This is a genomic window from Streptomyces sp. NBC_00727 (assembly GCF_045161745.1).
Classification (GTDB): domain Bacteria; phylum Actinomycetota; class Actinomycetes; order Streptomycetales; family Streptomycetaceae; genus Streptomyces.
In genome coordinates this window covers 2,274,094-2,289,329 of the sequence record NZ_CP108981.1, presented here as the reverse complement: position 1 = coordinate 2,289,329, position 15,236 = coordinate 2,274,094, and the positions used below count along the sequence as shown (strand labels likewise).

Sequence of the window (15,236 nt, the reverse complement as noted above, 5' to 3'; positions counted from 1 at the left end):
CGCGACCGGCCCGCTCATGTCCGACGCGCGGCCGGTCACCGGGGGACCCGGACCACACCCTCCTGGATGACGGTGATCGCCAGGCGGCCGTCCTGGGTGTAGATGCGGGCCTGGCCGAGGCCGCGCCCGCCGGACGCGGACGGCGACTCCTGGTCGTACAGCAGCCACTCGTCGGCCCGGAACGGCCGGTGGAACCACATCGCGTGGTCCAGGCTGGCGCCGACGACGTCACCGACCGCCCAGCCGCCGCGCCCGTGGGCGAGCAGCACCGAGTCGAGCAGTGTCATGTCGGAGACGTACGTCGCCATGCAGACGTGCAGCAGCGGGTCGTCGGCCAGCTTGCCGTTGGTACGGAACCACACCTGCGACCTCGGTTCGCGCGGCTCGCCCACCGTGCCGAACGGCGGCGCGTCCACGTACCGCAGATCGACCGCGGCCCGGGCCTCGACCAGCCGGTCCACCATGCCGGGGTCGCTGAACCGGTCGGCGTAGCGGGGCAGCATCTCGGCGGCCGTGGGCAGCGTCTCCGGGTCGGGCGCGGGCGGCATGCCGGCCTGGTGCTCCAGGCCGACCTCGTACGTCTGGAAGGACGCGGAGAGGTGGAAGACCGGCTGCCCGTGCTGGACGGCGACGACCCGGCGCGTGGTGAAGGAGCGGCCGTCGCGGATGCGGTCGACGGTGTAGACGATCGGCGCGCCCGGGTCGCCCATCCGCAGGAAGTACGCGTGCAGGGAGTGGGCCGAGCGATCTGGGGGGACGGTGCGGCCCGCGGCGACGAGCGCCTGGGCCGCGACCTGTCCGCCGAAGACCCGGGGCACGACCGCGGAGCGGCTGGTGCCCCGGAAGATGTCCTGCTCGATCCGCTCAAGGTCGAGCAGATCGAGCAGGGAATCGAGTGCGGTGCTCATGGGAGGGAGGCGGTCCCTACAGGCCCATGGACTTGGCGATGATCGACTTCATGACCTCGCTGGTGCCGCCGTAGATGCGGTTGACGCGGTTGTCCGCGTACAGGCGGGCGATCGGGTACTCGTTCATGAAGCCGTAGCCGCCGTGCAGCTGGAGGCAGCGGTCGATCACGCGGTGCGCGACCTCGGTGCAGAACAGCTTCGCGGAGGCGGCCTCGGCGGCGGTCAGCTCACCGGCATCCAGCGCCTCCAGCGCGCGGTCGGCGACGGCCTGGGCCGCGTCCACCTCGGCCTGGCAGGCGGCCAGCTCGAACTTGGTGTTCTGGAACGAGGCGACGGTCTTGCCGAAGACGGTGCGCTCCTGGACGTACTCCTTGGCGAACCGCACGGCGGCGGCGGCCTGGGCGTACGCGCCGAAGGCGATGCCCCAGCGCTCGGAGGCCAGGTTGGTGCCGAGGTAGCCGAAGCCCTTGTTCTCCTCGCCGAGCAGGTCCTCGGCCGGGACCTTCACGTCGACGAACGCCAGCTCGGCGGTGTCGGAGACCTTGAGGCCCAGCTTGTCGAGCTTGCGGCCGATGGAGTAGCCCTCGGACTTGGTGTCCACGGCGAACAGCGAGATGCCGAAGCGGCGGTCGTCCTCGCGCGGGGCGGAGGTGCGGGCGCAGACGATGACGCGGTCGGCGTGCACACCGCCGGTGATGAACGTCTTGGCGCCGTTGAGGACGTAGTGCGTGCCGTCCTCGGAGAGCTTCGCGGTGGTCTTCATGCCCGCCACGTCCGAACCGGTGCCCGGCTCGGTCATCGCGAGGGCCCACATCTCCTCGCCGCTGACGAACTTCGGCAGCCAGCGCTTCTTCTGCTCGTCGGTGGCGAGCATCTTGATGTACGGCAGGCCGAGCAGCGTGTGCACGCCGGAGCCGCCGAAGGACACGCCGGCCCGGGCGGTCTCCTCGTAGATGAGGGCCTCGTACTTGTGCGAGTCGATGCCCGCGCCGTCGTACTCCTCGTCGACGTTGATCCCGAAGACGCCCAGCTCACCGAGCTGCTTGTAGAACTCGCGCGGCGCCTGCCCGGCCTCGAACCACTCGTCGTACACGGGCACGACCTCGGCGGCGATGAAGGCCCGGATGGTCTCCCGGAACGCCTCGTGGTCCTCGTTGAATACCGTACGGCGCACGGGGTGCCTCCCTGGTCGGCTACGTCTGCTGCGACTTCTACGCATGGCTAAGCGCTTGCTCAGCCATACTCAAAAGTTACCCGGCGGTCACGGGGCTGTCCAGGGTGATGCTGAGCACGCCCTTCTGAGGGCACATCCCGGCGGTGGTACGCGTGAGGCGGCGCCTGCGCTGATCATCTGTTCGGCAACCGAATCAAGGCGAGAGCGGTAGGTTTCGGGAGGCCGAAGTCGGTCCTCAGGCGCCCGGATGCCGGTGCCGGCCATTAGTCTGACCGCGAGAACATGCGAGAGGAGGACGCCGTGCTGCTGAGATTCCGTGTTGCAAACTTCAGGTCCCTTCGTGACGAGCAGGAGCTGTCCTTCGTCGCCACATCGGACGAAGGCCACTCGGTAGCCCGAAAAGTGGAGTTGGCCGACGGGCCCGTCTCCGTGTTCCCTCTGGTCGGCATCTTCGGCGCGAACGCCTCAGGCAAGTCGAACGTGCTCGACGCGCTCGCCGCGATGCGGACGGCGGTCCTCAACTCCTACGCGCAGTGGGCTTCGTATCAAGGCATCCCCCGCGAGGTCTTCGCACTGGACGCGAAGAGCACCGCCGAGCCGACCTTCTTCGAGGTCGACGTGGCCATCGACGGTGTTCGCTGGACCTACGGATTCGAGCTCGGCGAACAGCGCGTCGAGTCCGAATGGGTGCACAGCTACCCTCTGGGGCACCAGCAGGAGTGGATGGACCGGGACGCCTCGCGGTCCGACGTCTACAGGTGGCCGAGCAGCCGCGTGAAGGACCGCGCCCAGCTGGTTCGCCGGACCCGCCCCAACGCCCTGCTGCTCTCGACGGCGGGCACGGACAATCATCCGCAGTTGTCTCCGCTCTTCCACTGGTTCCGTAGCCTTTGGCAGATCGGCCCGGAGACGGAGCGCCCGCAACGCGAAGCCTTCACGGCCTCGAAGCTCACAGGTGAGCAGGGGTACCGCATCAAGGAACTCCTGCGCGTCGCCGACCTCGGTATCACGGACGCTGTGGTCGAACCGTCCGCGAACGGGCCCGGCAAGGTCCGGCTGCTGCACCGCGCGGCCTCCGGGGAGGTCGCACTCGACTGGCAGCGGGAATCCTTCGGCACCCGTTCCTGGTTCGCTCTCCTGGGCCCCATGCTGCTGACTCTCGACGACGGAGCGGTCCTTCTGCTTGACGAGCTCGACGCCAGCTTGCACCCCCGGTTCGCTGCCGAGGTCATCCGCCTCTTCAAGGACCCGCTGTCCAATCCGAAAGCCGCTCAGCTGGTGTTCACCTCACACGAGGCGACGGTGCTCGGCACGCCGACCGGAGAACGACTCCTCGACGCCGGACAGATCTGGTTCACGGAGAAGGACAAGGACGGCGCTACCGAGCTCTACCCCTTGAGCTCCATGTCGCCGGGCGCCCACGAAGACCTGGCGAAGTCCTACCTGGAAGGTGCGTTCGGCGGCGTTCCGTCGCTCCTGGCCGGGCAGATCGTCCGCCGCCTGGGGGCAGTGCGGGACGAGGGCACCGAGAGTGCGGAGCACGTCTGATGGCGAAGAGCACCAAGGGGAACGCGTCCCTCACATCGGGCAAGGCGCACGGCCGCGGGCGCAGCCGAGTCGTGTACGTCTTCACCGAGGGCAAGGTCACCGAGCCGGAGTACATCAAAGCCGTCCGGCAGCTCGGCACGCTGAAGCAACCGGGGACCACCGTCGACGTCCATATCGCCAATGCGTCGGACGAGGGGTCGCAGCGCAAGCCGCTGATCCTCGTCGAAAAGGCGATCGCTTTGCTTCGCGAGAAGAGCAGGGAGGCCAAGCGGGCCGGCCTGGCCAAGGGGCTGTGGCCCCAGGTCTGGTGCCTGTTCGACAGGGACCAGCACGAAGGGGTGGAGACCGCACTGTCCCGAGCCAAGAAGGCCGGCGTGGAGGTCGCCTATTCGCACCCCTGCTTCGAGATCTGGCGCGTGCTGCACCTGAAGCCCGTCACGGGCACCTTCGGCGGGGTCTGCGGTATGGCGGAGCAGCGGCTTCCCTCTGACTGGCACCAGGTGCCCGGCGGCATCAAGGCCGTCATCCCGAAGCAGATCGAGAACCGCTTCGCCGATGCCAAGAAGCACGCCCTCGACATGAATGCCGAGCACCCCGACTACATCGCGAAAGCTCACCGCGATCCCTACACGGACGTCTTCGATTTCGTCGAGAAGGGCCTCGGCATCGCGTCGTACTGACGCCCGCTGCCGGGGCCTCGGCACCGGACCAGCGGATTTCTGCCCCGGCCGGTGGCCGCCTTAAGGTGCCCTGGATATCTCAGTCTAGGGAGTCGGTACGTGGCCAAGCTCACGCTCGCGCAGTTGGAGCGGCATCTGTTCGCCGCTGCGGACATCCTCCGGGGCACGATGGACGCCTCCGAGTACAAGGACTACATCTTCGGCCTGCTGTTCCTGAAGCGGGCGAACGACGAGTTCGAGGCCGCCCGCGAACAGATCAAGGACCAGGCGGTCAAGGAGCTGGGCCTGTCCTCCGACGATCTCGAGGGCTACCTCGAAGAGGAGTCCGCCTACAGCGACCGCGACGTGCTGTTCGTCCCGAGGAACGCGCGCTGGAAGTGGATCTCCTCCGGCACCCACAACCTCGTCGAGGACCGGCTGCGCCCCGCTCTCCAGGCACTGGAACTCCAGAACAGCAAGCTCAAGGGCCTCTTCGACCACCTCGACTTCAACCGCATCGGCGGATCCGGCGCGGCGGCCGGCACGGCCAAGCTCGCCGACCAGCGGCTGAAGCTCCTCATTGCACACTTCGGGCGCATCCGGCTGCGCACGGACGACTTCGAGTTCCCGGACCTCATCGGCGCTGCGTACGAGTTCCTGATCAAGGAGTTCGCGGACACGGCGGGCCGTAAAGGCGGGGAGTTCTACACTCCGCGGGCCGTGGTCCGCATGATGGTGGAGCTGCTGCGCCCGCAACAGGGCATGCGAATCTACGACCCGTGTGTCGGCTCGGGCGGCATGTTGATCCACGCGAAGGAGTATGTGGAGGAGCACGGCGGCGACTCCTCGGACATGTTCTTCGCGGGCCAGGACGCGAACAGCGGCTCGTGGATCATGTCGACGATGAACATGGTGCTGCACGGGGTACGTCGCTTCGATCTGCGCACAGGGGACACGCTTGCCGAGCCGGCGCACGTCCCGAGGTCTGATGCGGACCGTTTCGACGGAGTCCTGAGCAACCCGCCGTTCTCCATGGACTACACGCTCAGCGACCTTGCGCATGTCGCGCAGCGCGCGACGTACGGGGCGACGAGCGAGCGCGGCAAGGCCGACCTGATGTTCCTCCAGCACATGCTGTGGGAGACGAAGCAGGAGGGGCGCGGGGGCATGACCATCACGGTTATGCCAAATGGGGTGCTGTTCCGCGGGGGCGGCGAGCAGGAGATCCGGACGAAGCTGCTGGACGAGGGGGCGATCGAAGCGGTCATCGGGCTGGCCCCGAACCTCTTCTACGGCACCGGTATCCCGGCCTGCATTCTGGTCTTGCGCCCGCCGAGGTGGCAGAACGCGGATGCAGAGAAGCCGGTGCTGTTCATCAATGCCGATCGTGAGTACCACTCCGAGCGAGCACAGAACGTTCTGCTGCCGGAGCATGCCGAGAAGATCACATCGGAGTTCCACGCTTACGTGGAAGCGCCGGACATGTACGAGGGAGTGCCTGGTTTCGCCCGCCTGGTGACCCGGAAGGAACTGCGCGAGAACGACGACAACCTCAACATTCGTCGCTACGTGGACAACACGCCTCCGCCGGAGCCGCAGGACGTGCGGGCTCACCTGGTGGGTGGAGTCCCGCGTGCGGAGATCGAGGCGAAGCGGGATCTGCTTGGCGCGTACGGAGTGGGGCTGGGGGACCTCTTCGCCGAGCGTGACCCGGTGGATCCTGAGTATGTGGACTTCCTGCCGGTGGGGGAGCGGCCGGACGCGGCGCGTCTGGCGGAGCTGGCACGCCCGAAGGAGGACGCGCTGCGGGCGGCGTTCGACCAGTGGTGGGAGTCGGAGGCCAAGCGCTTGGAGGCGGTGGCCGCTGACCCGGTACGCCTCGCCGAGACGACGCCCTCGGAGCGCAAGGCTGCACTGATGGCGGTGCGTGGCTCGCTGATCGAGTCGTTCGTGGAGAAGCTGGACAGGGTGGGATTGCTGGACCGGTATGCGCTGGCGGGCGCGGTGGCCGGCTGGTGGTACGAGGCCAAGTACGACCTGCTCGCGTTGTCGGAGAACGGGTTCGCGGGGGTGCTTGACGGGTGGGTGGAGAACGTCGACACGATGCTCGCTCCTGAACAGGACCCGAAGACGCGGAAGTTGCGTAGGCGCACAGCCGCCGAGCGGCGTCAGGCGTATAGCCACAAGGTGGTCGCGGCGATCGCTCCGGAGTTCCTGGAGGAGCTCGCGGCCGCGGACGCGCGGGACGCGGATTTGCGCGAGAGTTGGGCGGAGCTGCGGGCGGAGACGGGGGATCCGGAGGACGGCGCGGCCGAGGGTGACGGCGCTGCTGCACGCGAGGATGCTGCCTTGAGAGCCGAGCGGTCGGCGGTACTCAACAATGTGAAGAGGGAGCGCGCGAACGCGGCCAAAGTGACCAAGCATCTTGAGGCGGCGTTTTGGTTCCCGTGGCCGAGCGACCCACCCAAGATGGGCGAGGAGGCACCGAGACTGTTCCAGGCGAGGGCCGTGCTGGACGCGGAGGGGGAGCGCCGGACGGTCACGGAGACCCTGCGCAAAGGGCTGGAGGACAGGCTCGATGCGCTCGTGCGGGACCGACGCCAGGAATTCCTGCGGTCCTACGAGAATTGGTGGGACAAGTATGGCCTGTCATTCCGGGAGATCGAGCAGCAACTGACCGGAACCGCGGGAAACACCTTCGCGAGCCATCCCTGGTCTCAGCAGAGTGCCTGGGACCTGATGGCCGATCGCGCAAGCATGATGGACGACCGGAATGTCGTCGCCAGAATCGTCCACTCGTTGATCGATGCCGAGAAGTCCGTCGAAGGGGAACTCGCCAAACTGGACGTCGGTGAACTGATGTTGCTGCTTCCGCTGGTCGACCCCGGTGCGTCAGGCCAAATGCGTTGTCCGCTGCGCGAGGTGGTCAAATCGGCGCGGACCGGAGGCATTCACCGGCTGGAGGGCCGGTCCGGAGTGCTGGTCGTCAGGGCGGCAGACCTGACCGATCGTGAACTGAAACTGTCCGGGCCTCGGTCCGACAGGGCCGGACTGCATTCGCGTATCTATCGAGGAGACGAGATGTTGAGTCCCGAGGATGTCTTGCTCGCCGCCGCTGACGTAAAAGGGCGAACGTTTCGCGCCGCGGTATGGCGGGACCGGCAGGCGCAGGCGACACACAGCGGCAACGTCATACGTCTTAGGCCCGACACCAGCCGCCTGACCGCGGACTACCTGGTGGCTTGGTTGATGCTTCCCGCGGTCCAGAAGCGAATCCACCTGGTGGCACGGTCCGTTGATAGTTTGCATGTTGTCCATCCGAGCAGACTGCTCGACGTCGACATAGAACTACCCAGCAGGGCCGAACAGGAGGTCTTCGCTCAGGGCCTCGCCGCCCTGACCGGGGAAAGGCGAGTCCGTAGTGCCCAGCTTGCGAAACTTCACCGGGTGAAGGAGATCCTGATGAACAACCTCACGCAATCGGGGCGCGAGTAGCTGCGGTGAGCGACGGCCTGATCGGTTCCGCCGAGTCCGGTGATGCACCCGGTGGGCTTGCTCCGAGTGCTCGCCTGTACCGCAAGGCGATCCACAGCTCCATGTGGACGTCCAGGTGGTTCCGGTCCCGGTCGAGGAACGCCGTGTAGTGAGATCCAGACGCGAAGCGTCTCGGTGCGCGGCTCGGCCCCGAGAGTCCAACCGGGCTGGGGGGAGTCGTACGGTTCCGGTCCGGCGGTTCCAGGGCTGTCGCCGGCATGTGACGAGACCCTTGACATGACATTGGCCGGGAGTCCTTGGGGGTTCAGGCGGGAAACGTGCCGTCCTTGACGGCCGTGACGAACGATGACCAGCCGGCCGCCGGGAAGAGCAACGCAGGGCCGCGAGGGATCTTTGAGTCGCGGACGGGGACGCCCATCGGGTATCCGTCCAGTACCTCGACGCAGCTGCCTCCTTCGGTGTTGCTGTAGGAGGACTTGCGCCATCCGGTCCACGCGGAAGCGTCTCGAATGATGTGCTCAGTCATGAGATTCGTAGTCCTTCGCCGTCGCCCGCAGCAGGGTAAGTGACTGTCTGAGCGGCAGTGCGTCGCTCATCGCGAGATCGTAGATGCCCTGCAGGCGTGTGACCATGGCCGGGGAATCGTGCAACTTGCCCATGTGGAGGCCCTCCGTGTACGCCACCGGAGGCTGGTCCTCAAACCACATCAGGGTGAGCATGCTCTGGACGAGCTGATACGCCCCGACGCTGTACGGCATCACGTGGATGCGCGTGCGCCCCCGTTCCGCCAAGTGGACGAGATGCTTGAGCTGCTCCGACATGACATCTGGGCTGCCGACCGTGCGATGCAGTACACCCTCGTCCAGCAGGGCCCAGACTACTGGCGACACCGGGTTGTCCAGGACCTTTGCGCGCTCAAGTCGCGTGACGACGAGCCGGTCACATTCCGCTTCACTCACAGGGGGGAAGGCCGCGCTCAGAACAGCCCGCGCGTAGCTCTCCGTCTGAAGGATCCCGGGGATGAATGAGTACGCGAACTCGCGGATCATCGTCGCCTGTTGTTCGAGCAGCCGGGCCGCCTCGAAATAGTTGGCAACCGCACTGTCGTCCCCCGGCAGGGAACTGCTAAGCACATTCCCCGTGCCCAGCGCCCTGTCCAGCCGTCGCGCGTCCTCCTTCGAAGGGATGCGGCGTCCCGCCTCGATGTGCGCGATGTGCGAACGGGTCATGACCGCCGCGTCGGCCAGCTCCTGCTGCGTCATTCCCGCTGCCAGGCGCTGTTCCTTGAGCCAGTCCCCATAGCAATTACTCATCGTCAACCCCCGTGTGACAGATCATTCGTCACCAAGTGACCCCTGGCGAGCCTAGCCCGATCTGTCTCACTCTGTGAGTGGATCGCTACACAGTGCTGCCGCCCCGCTGTCCGCTACGGCGAGGAGGGGCGTGCCTGCTGCCGGCCCGCACGCGCAGGACCCCCGCGACCGCTGCACACGGCCCGGGGGCATGGCCATCAACCGAACCTGACGGAGTTGACGACGTGTTGGACTGTATCGACCGAATTTTCGAGCCGCTGCTACGGCTCCTGGCACCCGCCCCGGGCCCTCATCGCCCCACCGGGGCAGACCTCGCCCCGCCACCCCTGCGCGCGCCCGCCGCTCCGCGACCACGGCACACGTACACGCTGCGGGGCGAGGACACCGCACTGGTCCGCCCGTACCTCCTGGCCTTTGAACGAAGCGAGGAGATGCGCCAGCAGCGCGCACGCCGCCGTGCCCTCTGGCTCGCCGTGCACGGCGTAGACGTCGGCCCGCGCGTCATCCACGGCATGGCGGTGCCCGCATGATCAGCGGCAGGGGCGGCGCCCTTCGGCTGCTTCCGTGGGTCGACCCGGAAGGCAAGCCCTGTTACCTCGATACGGACGGGACCGGATACGTTTCCCGCCTCGCCGATGACATCGAGGCCGTGCAGCTCTCCATGTGCCGGGAGCTACTCGACCACGCGGCCGACATGATCCCCGACCGCCAGGTGACCTCCGCCCAGCTCCGCTTCCTCGCGGCCAGGATGGCCGAGGCCCTGCGTGACGTTCAACGGATCGCCGAGAGCAGAGGCGCCCGCCTCTCCGTAACCGCGTACGACGAGTCCGCGTCCGGGGACTGACCCGGTTTCGGCCTGGGGAGGTGGGGGCGTATCGGTACATACCTGGTACGCCCCCGGTCCGCCGTGCCCGGACGGCCTGAACTCTCCCCTTCCGACCTGCTCAGGCGCAGAATGGATCACCTGAGCGGTCGGCGGAAGGTGTGGGGGCGTGGTCGTGTAGGTGGAGCGGGATGAGGTGGAGCGGCCCTTCGTCGCGCAGCTGGAGGCGATGGGGTGGACCCACGTACCCGGTAGGGAGGTCGGGACCCTCGATGTCTCGCAGCCGTTGCTGACCGGACGGCTCGCCGATGCCCTGAGGCGTATCAACGTCCTTACGGAAGGCCGGAAACCGTGGATGGACGACCACGACGTCCGCCGGTCCGTGGCGGAACTCGCCTCGGGGCAGGCCATGATCCCGGCGTTGTTGATCACGATGCCGACGTCGCGCCCCGAGGCCAGGAACCGGTTGGCGAAACCGCGGACGCTGTCGAGGTCCGACAGGTCGAGGTCGTCGACCTCCACACCGTCGATGCCCTCGACGGCCTCCTGGGCGACCGCCCGCCGCCGCGCGGGGACGATGACATGGGCCCCGGCAGCCGCCAGGGCACGTGTCGCCTCCAGGCCGAGCCCCGAGTAGCCGCCGGTGACGATCGCGGTGCTGCCGGACAGATCGAACCCGTGCAGGACGTCGTCCGCGGTGCTGCGGGCGTCGAAGCCCGAACCGATCTTGTGCTGAGGTGTCGTCGTCATGAGGGGGCGGTAGGCGTTGAACCGCGCTCTAAGGCATGGGCAGTTGGCGGCGAACGTCCGATGCCGGCCGCTGCTTCCGTGCTTCCGTGCTGCCGGTCAACGGGATCACTCCTGGCGCAGGGCGAGCCACAATTCCGTACGCACGTCGATGTCGTCCAGATCCGTTCCCAGCAACACCCCGCACCGCGCGATGCGCTGGCGGACGGTGTTGCGGTGGACGGACAGGGCCACCGCCGTCCGGTCCCAGCTGCCGTGCAGGGAGAGCCAGCAGCGCAGGGTCTCGGTGAGCGGGGCGGTGAGCGGGGCGAGGAGGGTGCGGGCGCGGTCGGCCGCCGGGCCGGGCGGGAGCAGGGCGGCGAGGCCGGTGACTGGGGTGTCCACGGCCAGCGGGGCGCGGGTCGCCGCCGCCCGGCCGAGCGCGCGCCCGGCCAGGGTGTCCGCGGCGCCCAGGGCGTCGGCCGCGGCGGGGGACGAGACGCCGAGCGTCCAGCCCGGCTGCGGGGTGATCCGGCCGCCGCCCGGAACCAGGACCCGTACCGCCTCGCCGGCCCGGCCCGCGTCCACGAGCGCCGAACCCAGGGCCGCACCGAGTGCGCCCGCCGTGAGCGGGTCCGGGGCCGTGCCGTCGCTGCGGCGCGCGTGCACCACCGTCCACCGGCCTTCGCCGCCCAGCAGGGGCGCGGCGTCCGCCGGCTCCGCCCCGAGCAGCAGCCGGACCAGGGCCGCCGAGCGGTTCGCCGCGTCGGCGCCCTGGTGCGGGGCGGTAAGCAGGGAGAGCAGGACGACGGCGGTCCCGGCGACGGTGTGGTCGCCCGGCTCGCGGTGGTCCGTGGCCAGGGTGAGGGCGAGCCCCTGCCCGCCGCCCAGCGCGTACGCCGACAGCCGGGTCCCGCCGACGGTGTCGGTGGCCGAGGCGGGGGCGGGGGCGGGCCGGCTGGCCGGTGCGAGGACCCGGGCGAGCCGGATCAGGGCCGCCCGCGTCTCCGGGGCCGGTGGCCGGCCCGCCGTGTGCAGCTCCTCGCCGTCGGCCGTCAGTAGGGCCGCCCGCCCCGGCAGCCGGACCGCCAGCTGGTGCAGCACCGCCGGAACCGGGTCCGGCCGCGCCGCCGCCGCGGCCAGGGCCTGCTGGGCCCGGGCCACCCGGTGCAGCTCGCGGTGGCGCGCCGCGGCCATCTGCCCCCACACGGCCCGCGCGATCGCGGTGAACGGGGTCCCGGGCGGCACCTCCACCAGCGGCAGCCCGTACCGGTCACACGCCCCGACCAGCGCGGGCGGCACCGTGTCGTGCACAGGCCGCACCCCGAAACCCAGCGCCGCCGCCCCCGCCTCCACCAGCCGGGCCACATAGGTGTCCGGGTCCGTGAGCAGCACCCCGGCACTCAGCAGCAGCTCCCCGCCGAGCAGGTACGGGTACGGGTCCGCCATCTCCGAGGTGTGCACCCACGACAGCTCGGCGTCGGCCGGCCCCGCGATCAGGCGCAGCCCGAGTTCCTCCAGGGCCAGCAGCCCGGCCAGTGGCACGGGCGGGGTGGGCGGTCCCGCGGGGGAGCCGGAGTCGGGCATGGATGTGTCATCCGTTCCAGGAGTCGGGAGTGGAGGAAACATACACTTATGGGCGGCCATCCCGCCGCCTACCGTCGTCCGCGGACCCGCACGCGTGGTTCCGTACCGTTCCGGGGGATCCGGCACACTCGAAGCAGCGCGTCAGTGAGGGAACCAGCAGAACCGAAGGCGTCGACGAAGGCGCCATCGAAGGCATCGACCAAGGCACCACGGAAAGGCCACCCGCCCCATGAGCAGCAACGACACGCCGCGCGGCCCCGTCGACTCCTCGCGCATCCCGCGGTATGCCGGGCCCGCGACGTTCGCCCGGCTGCCCCGGCTCGACGAGGTCGGCACGGCGGACGTCGCCGTCGTCGGGGTGCCGTTCGACTCGGGCGTCTCCTACCGGCCCGGCGCCCGCTTCGGAGGCAACGCGATCCGCGAGGCCTCCCGGCTGCTGCGCCCCTACAACCCGGCGCAGGACGCCTCGCCCTTCGCCCTGGCGCAGGTCGCCGACGCGGGGGACATCGCGGCCAACCCGTTCGACATCGAGGAGGCCGTGGAGACCGTCGAGGCGGCGGCCGACGCGCTGCTCGACACCGGCGCCCGCCTGATGACCCTCGGCGGCGACCACACCATCGCGCTGCCCCTCCTGCGGTCCGTCGCCAAGAAGCACGGCCCGGTCGCGCTGCTCCACTTCGACGCCCACCTCGACACCTGGGACACCTACTTCGGCGCCGCCTACACGCACGGCACCCCGTTCCGCCGGGCCGTCGAGGAGGGCATCCTCGACACCTCGGCGCTCTCCCACGTCGGCACCCGCGGCCCGCTGTACGGCAAGCAGGACCTGACCGACGACGCCAAGATGGGTTTCGGCATCGTCACCTCCGCCGACGTGATGCGGCGCGGCGTCGACGAGATCACCGACCAGCTGCGCCAGCGCATCGGCGACCGGCCGCTGTACATCTCGATCGACATCGACGTGCTGGACCCGGCCCACGCGCCCGGCACCGGCACCCCCGAGGCCGGCGGCCTCACCTCCCGCGAGCTCCTGGAGATCGTGCGCGGCCTGTCCTCCTGCCACCTGGTCTCCGCCGACCTGGTCGAGGTCGCCCCCGCGTACGATCACGCGGAAATCACCTCCGTCGCCGCCTCGCACACCGCGTACGAGCTGACGACGATCATGACCCGCCAGATCGCGGAGGCCCGGCAGCGTTGAGTCACGACCACCACGACGAGCGGCCCGAGCTCACCCCGGCGCAGATCGAGGCCGCGCTGAACCCCCCGTCCGGGCGCACCGGCGGCGACCTCGTCGTCGAGACCCTGCGCGGCCTCGGCGCGACCACCGTCTTCGGGCTGCCCGGACAGCACGCGCTGGCCCTGTTCGACGCGCTGCGCCGCTCGTCGCTGGAGTACGTGGGGCTGCGCGTCGAGAACAACGCGGGCTTCGCCGCCGACGCCTACGGGCGGATCACCGGCGAGGTCGCCCCGCTGTTCCTGTCGACCGGGCCCGGCGCACTGACCTCGCTCGCCGCGCTCCAGGAGGCGGCGGCCGCCTCCGCGCCGGTCCTCGCGGTCTCCAGCCAGATCCCGGTCCGGGGCCTGGGCGGCGGACGCCACGGCCACCTCCACGAACTGCGCGACCAGCAGGCGTCGTTCCGGGACGTGGTGAAGTCCGTCCACACCGTGCGCGCGGCCTCGCAGATCCCGTCCGCGATCGCCGCCGCCTGGGAGTCCGCGCTGACGGCCCCGCACGGCCCCGTCTGGGTCGAGATCCCGCAGGACGTCCTGGACGCGGCGACCGGGCTGCCCGTCGTCGTGGCCCCGGACGCCACCCCGCGCGAGCTGCCCGCCCGCCCCGAACTCGTCGCCGTGGCCGCCCACCTCCTGTCGCACGCCGAGCGCCCGGCGATCGTCGCGGGCGGCGGAGTCGTACGCTCCGACGCCTCCGGCAAGCTGCGCGCCCTGGCCGAGAAGCTCGACGCCCCGGTCGTCACCACGTACGGCGGCAAGGGCGCCTTCCCCTGGCAGCACCCGCTCTCGCTCCAGTCGTGGGTGGAGGACCGGCACGTCACGGACTTCCTGGAGGACGCCGACGTCCTGCTCGTCATCGGCTCCGGACTGGGCGAACTCTCCTCGAACTACTACACCTTCGCCCCGCGCGGCCGGGTGATCCAGATCGAGGCGGACGCCGGCAAGCTGGAGGCCAACCTCCCGGCGCTCGGCATCCACGCGGACGCCCGTGACGCGCTCGCCGACCTCATCGACGCCGTCGCCCCGCGCGAGGACCCGGCAGCGGCGGACCGCGTCGCCGGGGTGCTCGACCGCGTACGGGAACGGATCGCCGGGCAGGGACGCGACCTGGAGCAGGACCTCCTCGCCGCGATCCGCACCGCCCTGCCCGACGCCTCGCCCAGCTTCTGGGACATGACGATCCTCGGCTACTGGGCCTGGGCCGCGTTCGACGCCCGCCGCCCGAACACCATGCACTCCGCCCAGGGCGCCGGCGGCCTCGGCTACGCGTTCCCGGCGGCGCTCGGCGCGGCGGTCGCCGACCCGACCCGGCCGGTCCTCGCGGTCTCCGGCGACGGCGGCGCAATGTACTCGGTCGCGGAACTGGCCACCGCCCGGCAGTACGGCCTGCCCGTCACCTGGCTGATCGTCGACGACGGCGGCTACGGCATCCTCCGCGAGTACCTCACCGGCGCCTTCGGCGAGACCACCGGCACCGAACTGGCCCGCCCGGACTTCACCGCCCTCGCCCAGTCCTTCGGCGTCCCGGCCGTCCGTACGAGCCCCGAGACGCTCGCCGCCGACCTGGCCGAGGCATTCGGACGGCCCGGCCCGTCGGTCGTCGTACTCCCGGCCCACCTGACGATGTTCGAGCCGACGCACCTGTAGAGCCCGAGGCGTGGCGGCCCCGGGCCGGCTCACTTCGCGGCGGCCTCCAGCGCCTTCTCCTGCGCCGGCCACCCCTGGTAGAAGTCGTCGCGCTGCGCTTCCCCGGGACCCGTATTTGTTGCG

At 69.8% G+C, this 15,236-nt stretch carries 12 protein-coding genes; 6 read left to right on the top strand and 6 right to left on the bottom strand.

Translation table 11 applies throughout. The features are described 5' to 3' along the window. Nucleotides 1-35: 35 nt before the first annotated feature. Nucleotides 36-908 (bottom strand): acyl-CoA thioesterase, encoded by an 873-nt coding sequence (locus OG242_RS10120; RefSeq protein ID WP_405897833.1) that lies wholly within the window; start codon nucleotides 906-908, stop codon nucleotides 36-38. Between the two features lie 16 nt (nucleotides 909-924). Further along, nucleotides 925-2,082, bottom strand: coding sequence for an acyl-CoA dehydrogenase family protein (locus OG242_RS10115; protein WP_405897832.1), 1,158 nt, complete (start codon nucleotides 2,080-2,082; stop codon nucleotides 925-927). Between the two features lie 402 nt (nucleotides 2,083-2,484). Between OG242_RS10115 and OG242_RS10110 the strand changes: the two genes are divergently transcribed. The 3 genes from OG242_RS10110 to OG242_RS10100 all read left to right on the top strand — a co-directional run bounded on the left by OG242_RS10110 (nucleotide 2,485) and on the right by OG242_RS10100 (nucleotide 7,784). Beyond that, nucleotides 2,485-3,630: an ATP/GTP-binding protein gene (locus tag OG242_RS10110; RefSeq protein WP_405897831.1), complete on the top strand. Its 1,146-nt coding sequence runs from the start codon at nucleotides 2,485-2,487 to the stop codon at nucleotides 3,628-3,630. Continuing rightward, on the top strand, nucleotides 3,630-4,310 hold the full coding sequence (locus tag OG242_RS10105; RefSeq protein ID WP_405897830.1) for an RloB family protein: 681 nt from the start codon (nucleotides 3,630-3,632) through the stop codon (nucleotides 4,308-4,310). Before OG242_RS10110 ends, OG242_RS10105 begins: the two co-directional genes overlap by 1 nt. Before the next feature lie 99 nt (nucleotides 4,311-4,409). Then, on the top strand, nucleotides 4,410-7,784 hold the full coding sequence (locus OG242_RS10100) for an N-6 DNA methylase (protein ID WP_405897829.1): 3,375 nt from the start codon (nucleotides 4,410-4,412) through the stop codon (nucleotides 7,782-7,784). A gap of 304 nt (nucleotides 7,785-8,088) precedes the next feature. On the opposite strand, the gene OG242_RS10095 is transcribed toward OG242_RS10100, so the two are convergent. Further along, a complete protein-coding gene (locus tag OG242_RS10095; RefSeq protein WP_405897828.1) occupies nucleotides 8,089-8,310 on the bottom strand; it encodes a DUF397 domain-containing protein in 222 nt (73 codons plus the stop codon). Continuing rightward, complete coding sequence (locus OG242_RS10090) at nucleotides 8,303-9,097, bottom strand: Scr1 family TA system antitoxin-like transcriptional regulator (protein WP_405897827.1); 795 nt, start codon at nucleotides 9,095-9,097, stop codon at nucleotides 8,303-8,305. Before OG242_RS10090 ends, OG242_RS10095 begins: the two co-directional genes overlap by 8 nt. 224 nt (nucleotides 9,098-9,321) lie before the next feature. Between OG242_RS10090 and OG242_RS10085 the strand changes: the two genes are divergently transcribed. After that, nucleotides 9,322-9,627 carry a hypothetical protein gene (locus OG242_RS10085; RefSeq protein ID WP_405897826.1) on the top strand — a complete coding sequence of 102 codons (306 nt, stop codon included), beginning with the start codon at nucleotides 9,322-9,324 and terminating at the stop codon, nucleotides 9,625-9,627. Nucleotides 9,628-9,770: 143 nt separating this feature from the next. Here the strand turns inward: OG242_RS10085 and OG242_RS10080 are convergent, their stop codons facing one another. Further along, complete coding sequence (locus OG242_RS10080; protein WP_405897825.1) at nucleotides 9,771-10,670, bottom strand: SDR family NAD(P)-dependent oxidoreductase; 900 nt, start codon at nucleotides 10,668-10,670, stop codon at nucleotides 9,771-9,773. A 105-nt stretch (nucleotides 10,671-10,775) separates the two neighbouring features. Next, nucleotides 10,776-12,233: a PucR family transcriptional regulator gene (locus tag OG242_RS10075; RefSeq protein ID WP_405897824.1), complete on the bottom strand. Its 1,458-nt coding sequence runs from the start codon at nucleotides 12,231-12,233 to the stop codon at nucleotides 10,776-10,778. 229 nt (nucleotides 12,234-12,462) lie between these two features. On the opposite strand from OG242_RS10075, the gene speB reads away from it, so the two are divergent. Together speB and OG242_RS10065 are read left to right on the top strand one after the other, a co-directional pair. Then, nucleotides 12,463-13,431, top strand: coding sequence for an agmatinase (gene speB / locus OG242_RS10070; RefSeq protein ID WP_405897823.1), 969 nt, complete (start codon nucleotides 12,463-12,465; stop codon nucleotides 13,429-13,431). Then, nucleotides 13,428-15,113, top strand: coding sequence for a thiamine pyrophosphate-binding protein (locus OG242_RS10065; RefSeq protein WP_405897822.1), 1,686 nt, complete (start codon nucleotides 13,428-13,430; stop codon nucleotides 15,111-15,113). The genes speB and OG242_RS10065 overlap by 4 nt, the downstream gene beginning before the upstream one ends. Nucleotides 15,114-15,236 lie beyond the last annotated feature (123 nt).

Coding starts and splice junctions, on each gene's coding strand:
- OG242_RS10075 (WP_405897824.1), bottom strand. CDS start 12,233: ATGCCCGACTCCGGCTCCCCCGCGGGACCGCCCACCCCGCCCGTGCCA.
- OG242_RS10090 (WP_405897827.1), bottom strand. CDS start 9,097: ATGAGTAATTGCTATGGGGACTGGCTCAAGGAACAGCGCCTGGCAGCG.
- OG242_RS10120 (WP_405897833.1), bottom strand. CDS start 908: ATGAGCACCGCACTCGATTCCCTGCTCGATCTGCTCGACCTTGAGCGG.
- OG242_RS10095 (WP_405897828.1), bottom strand. CDS start 8,310: ATGACTGAGCACATCATTCGAGACGCTTCCGCGTGGACCGGATGGCGC.
- OG242_RS10105 (WP_405897830.1), top strand. CDS start 3,630: ATGGCGAAGAGCACCAAGGGGAACGCGTCCCTCACATCGGGCAAGGCG.
- speB (WP_405897823.1), top strand. CDS start 12,463: ATGAGCAGCAACGACACGCCGCGCGGCCCCGTCGACTCCTCGCGCATC.
- OG242_RS10080 (WP_405897825.1), bottom strand. CDS start 10,670: ATGACGACGACACCTCAGCACAAGATCGGTTCGGGCTTCGACGCCCGC.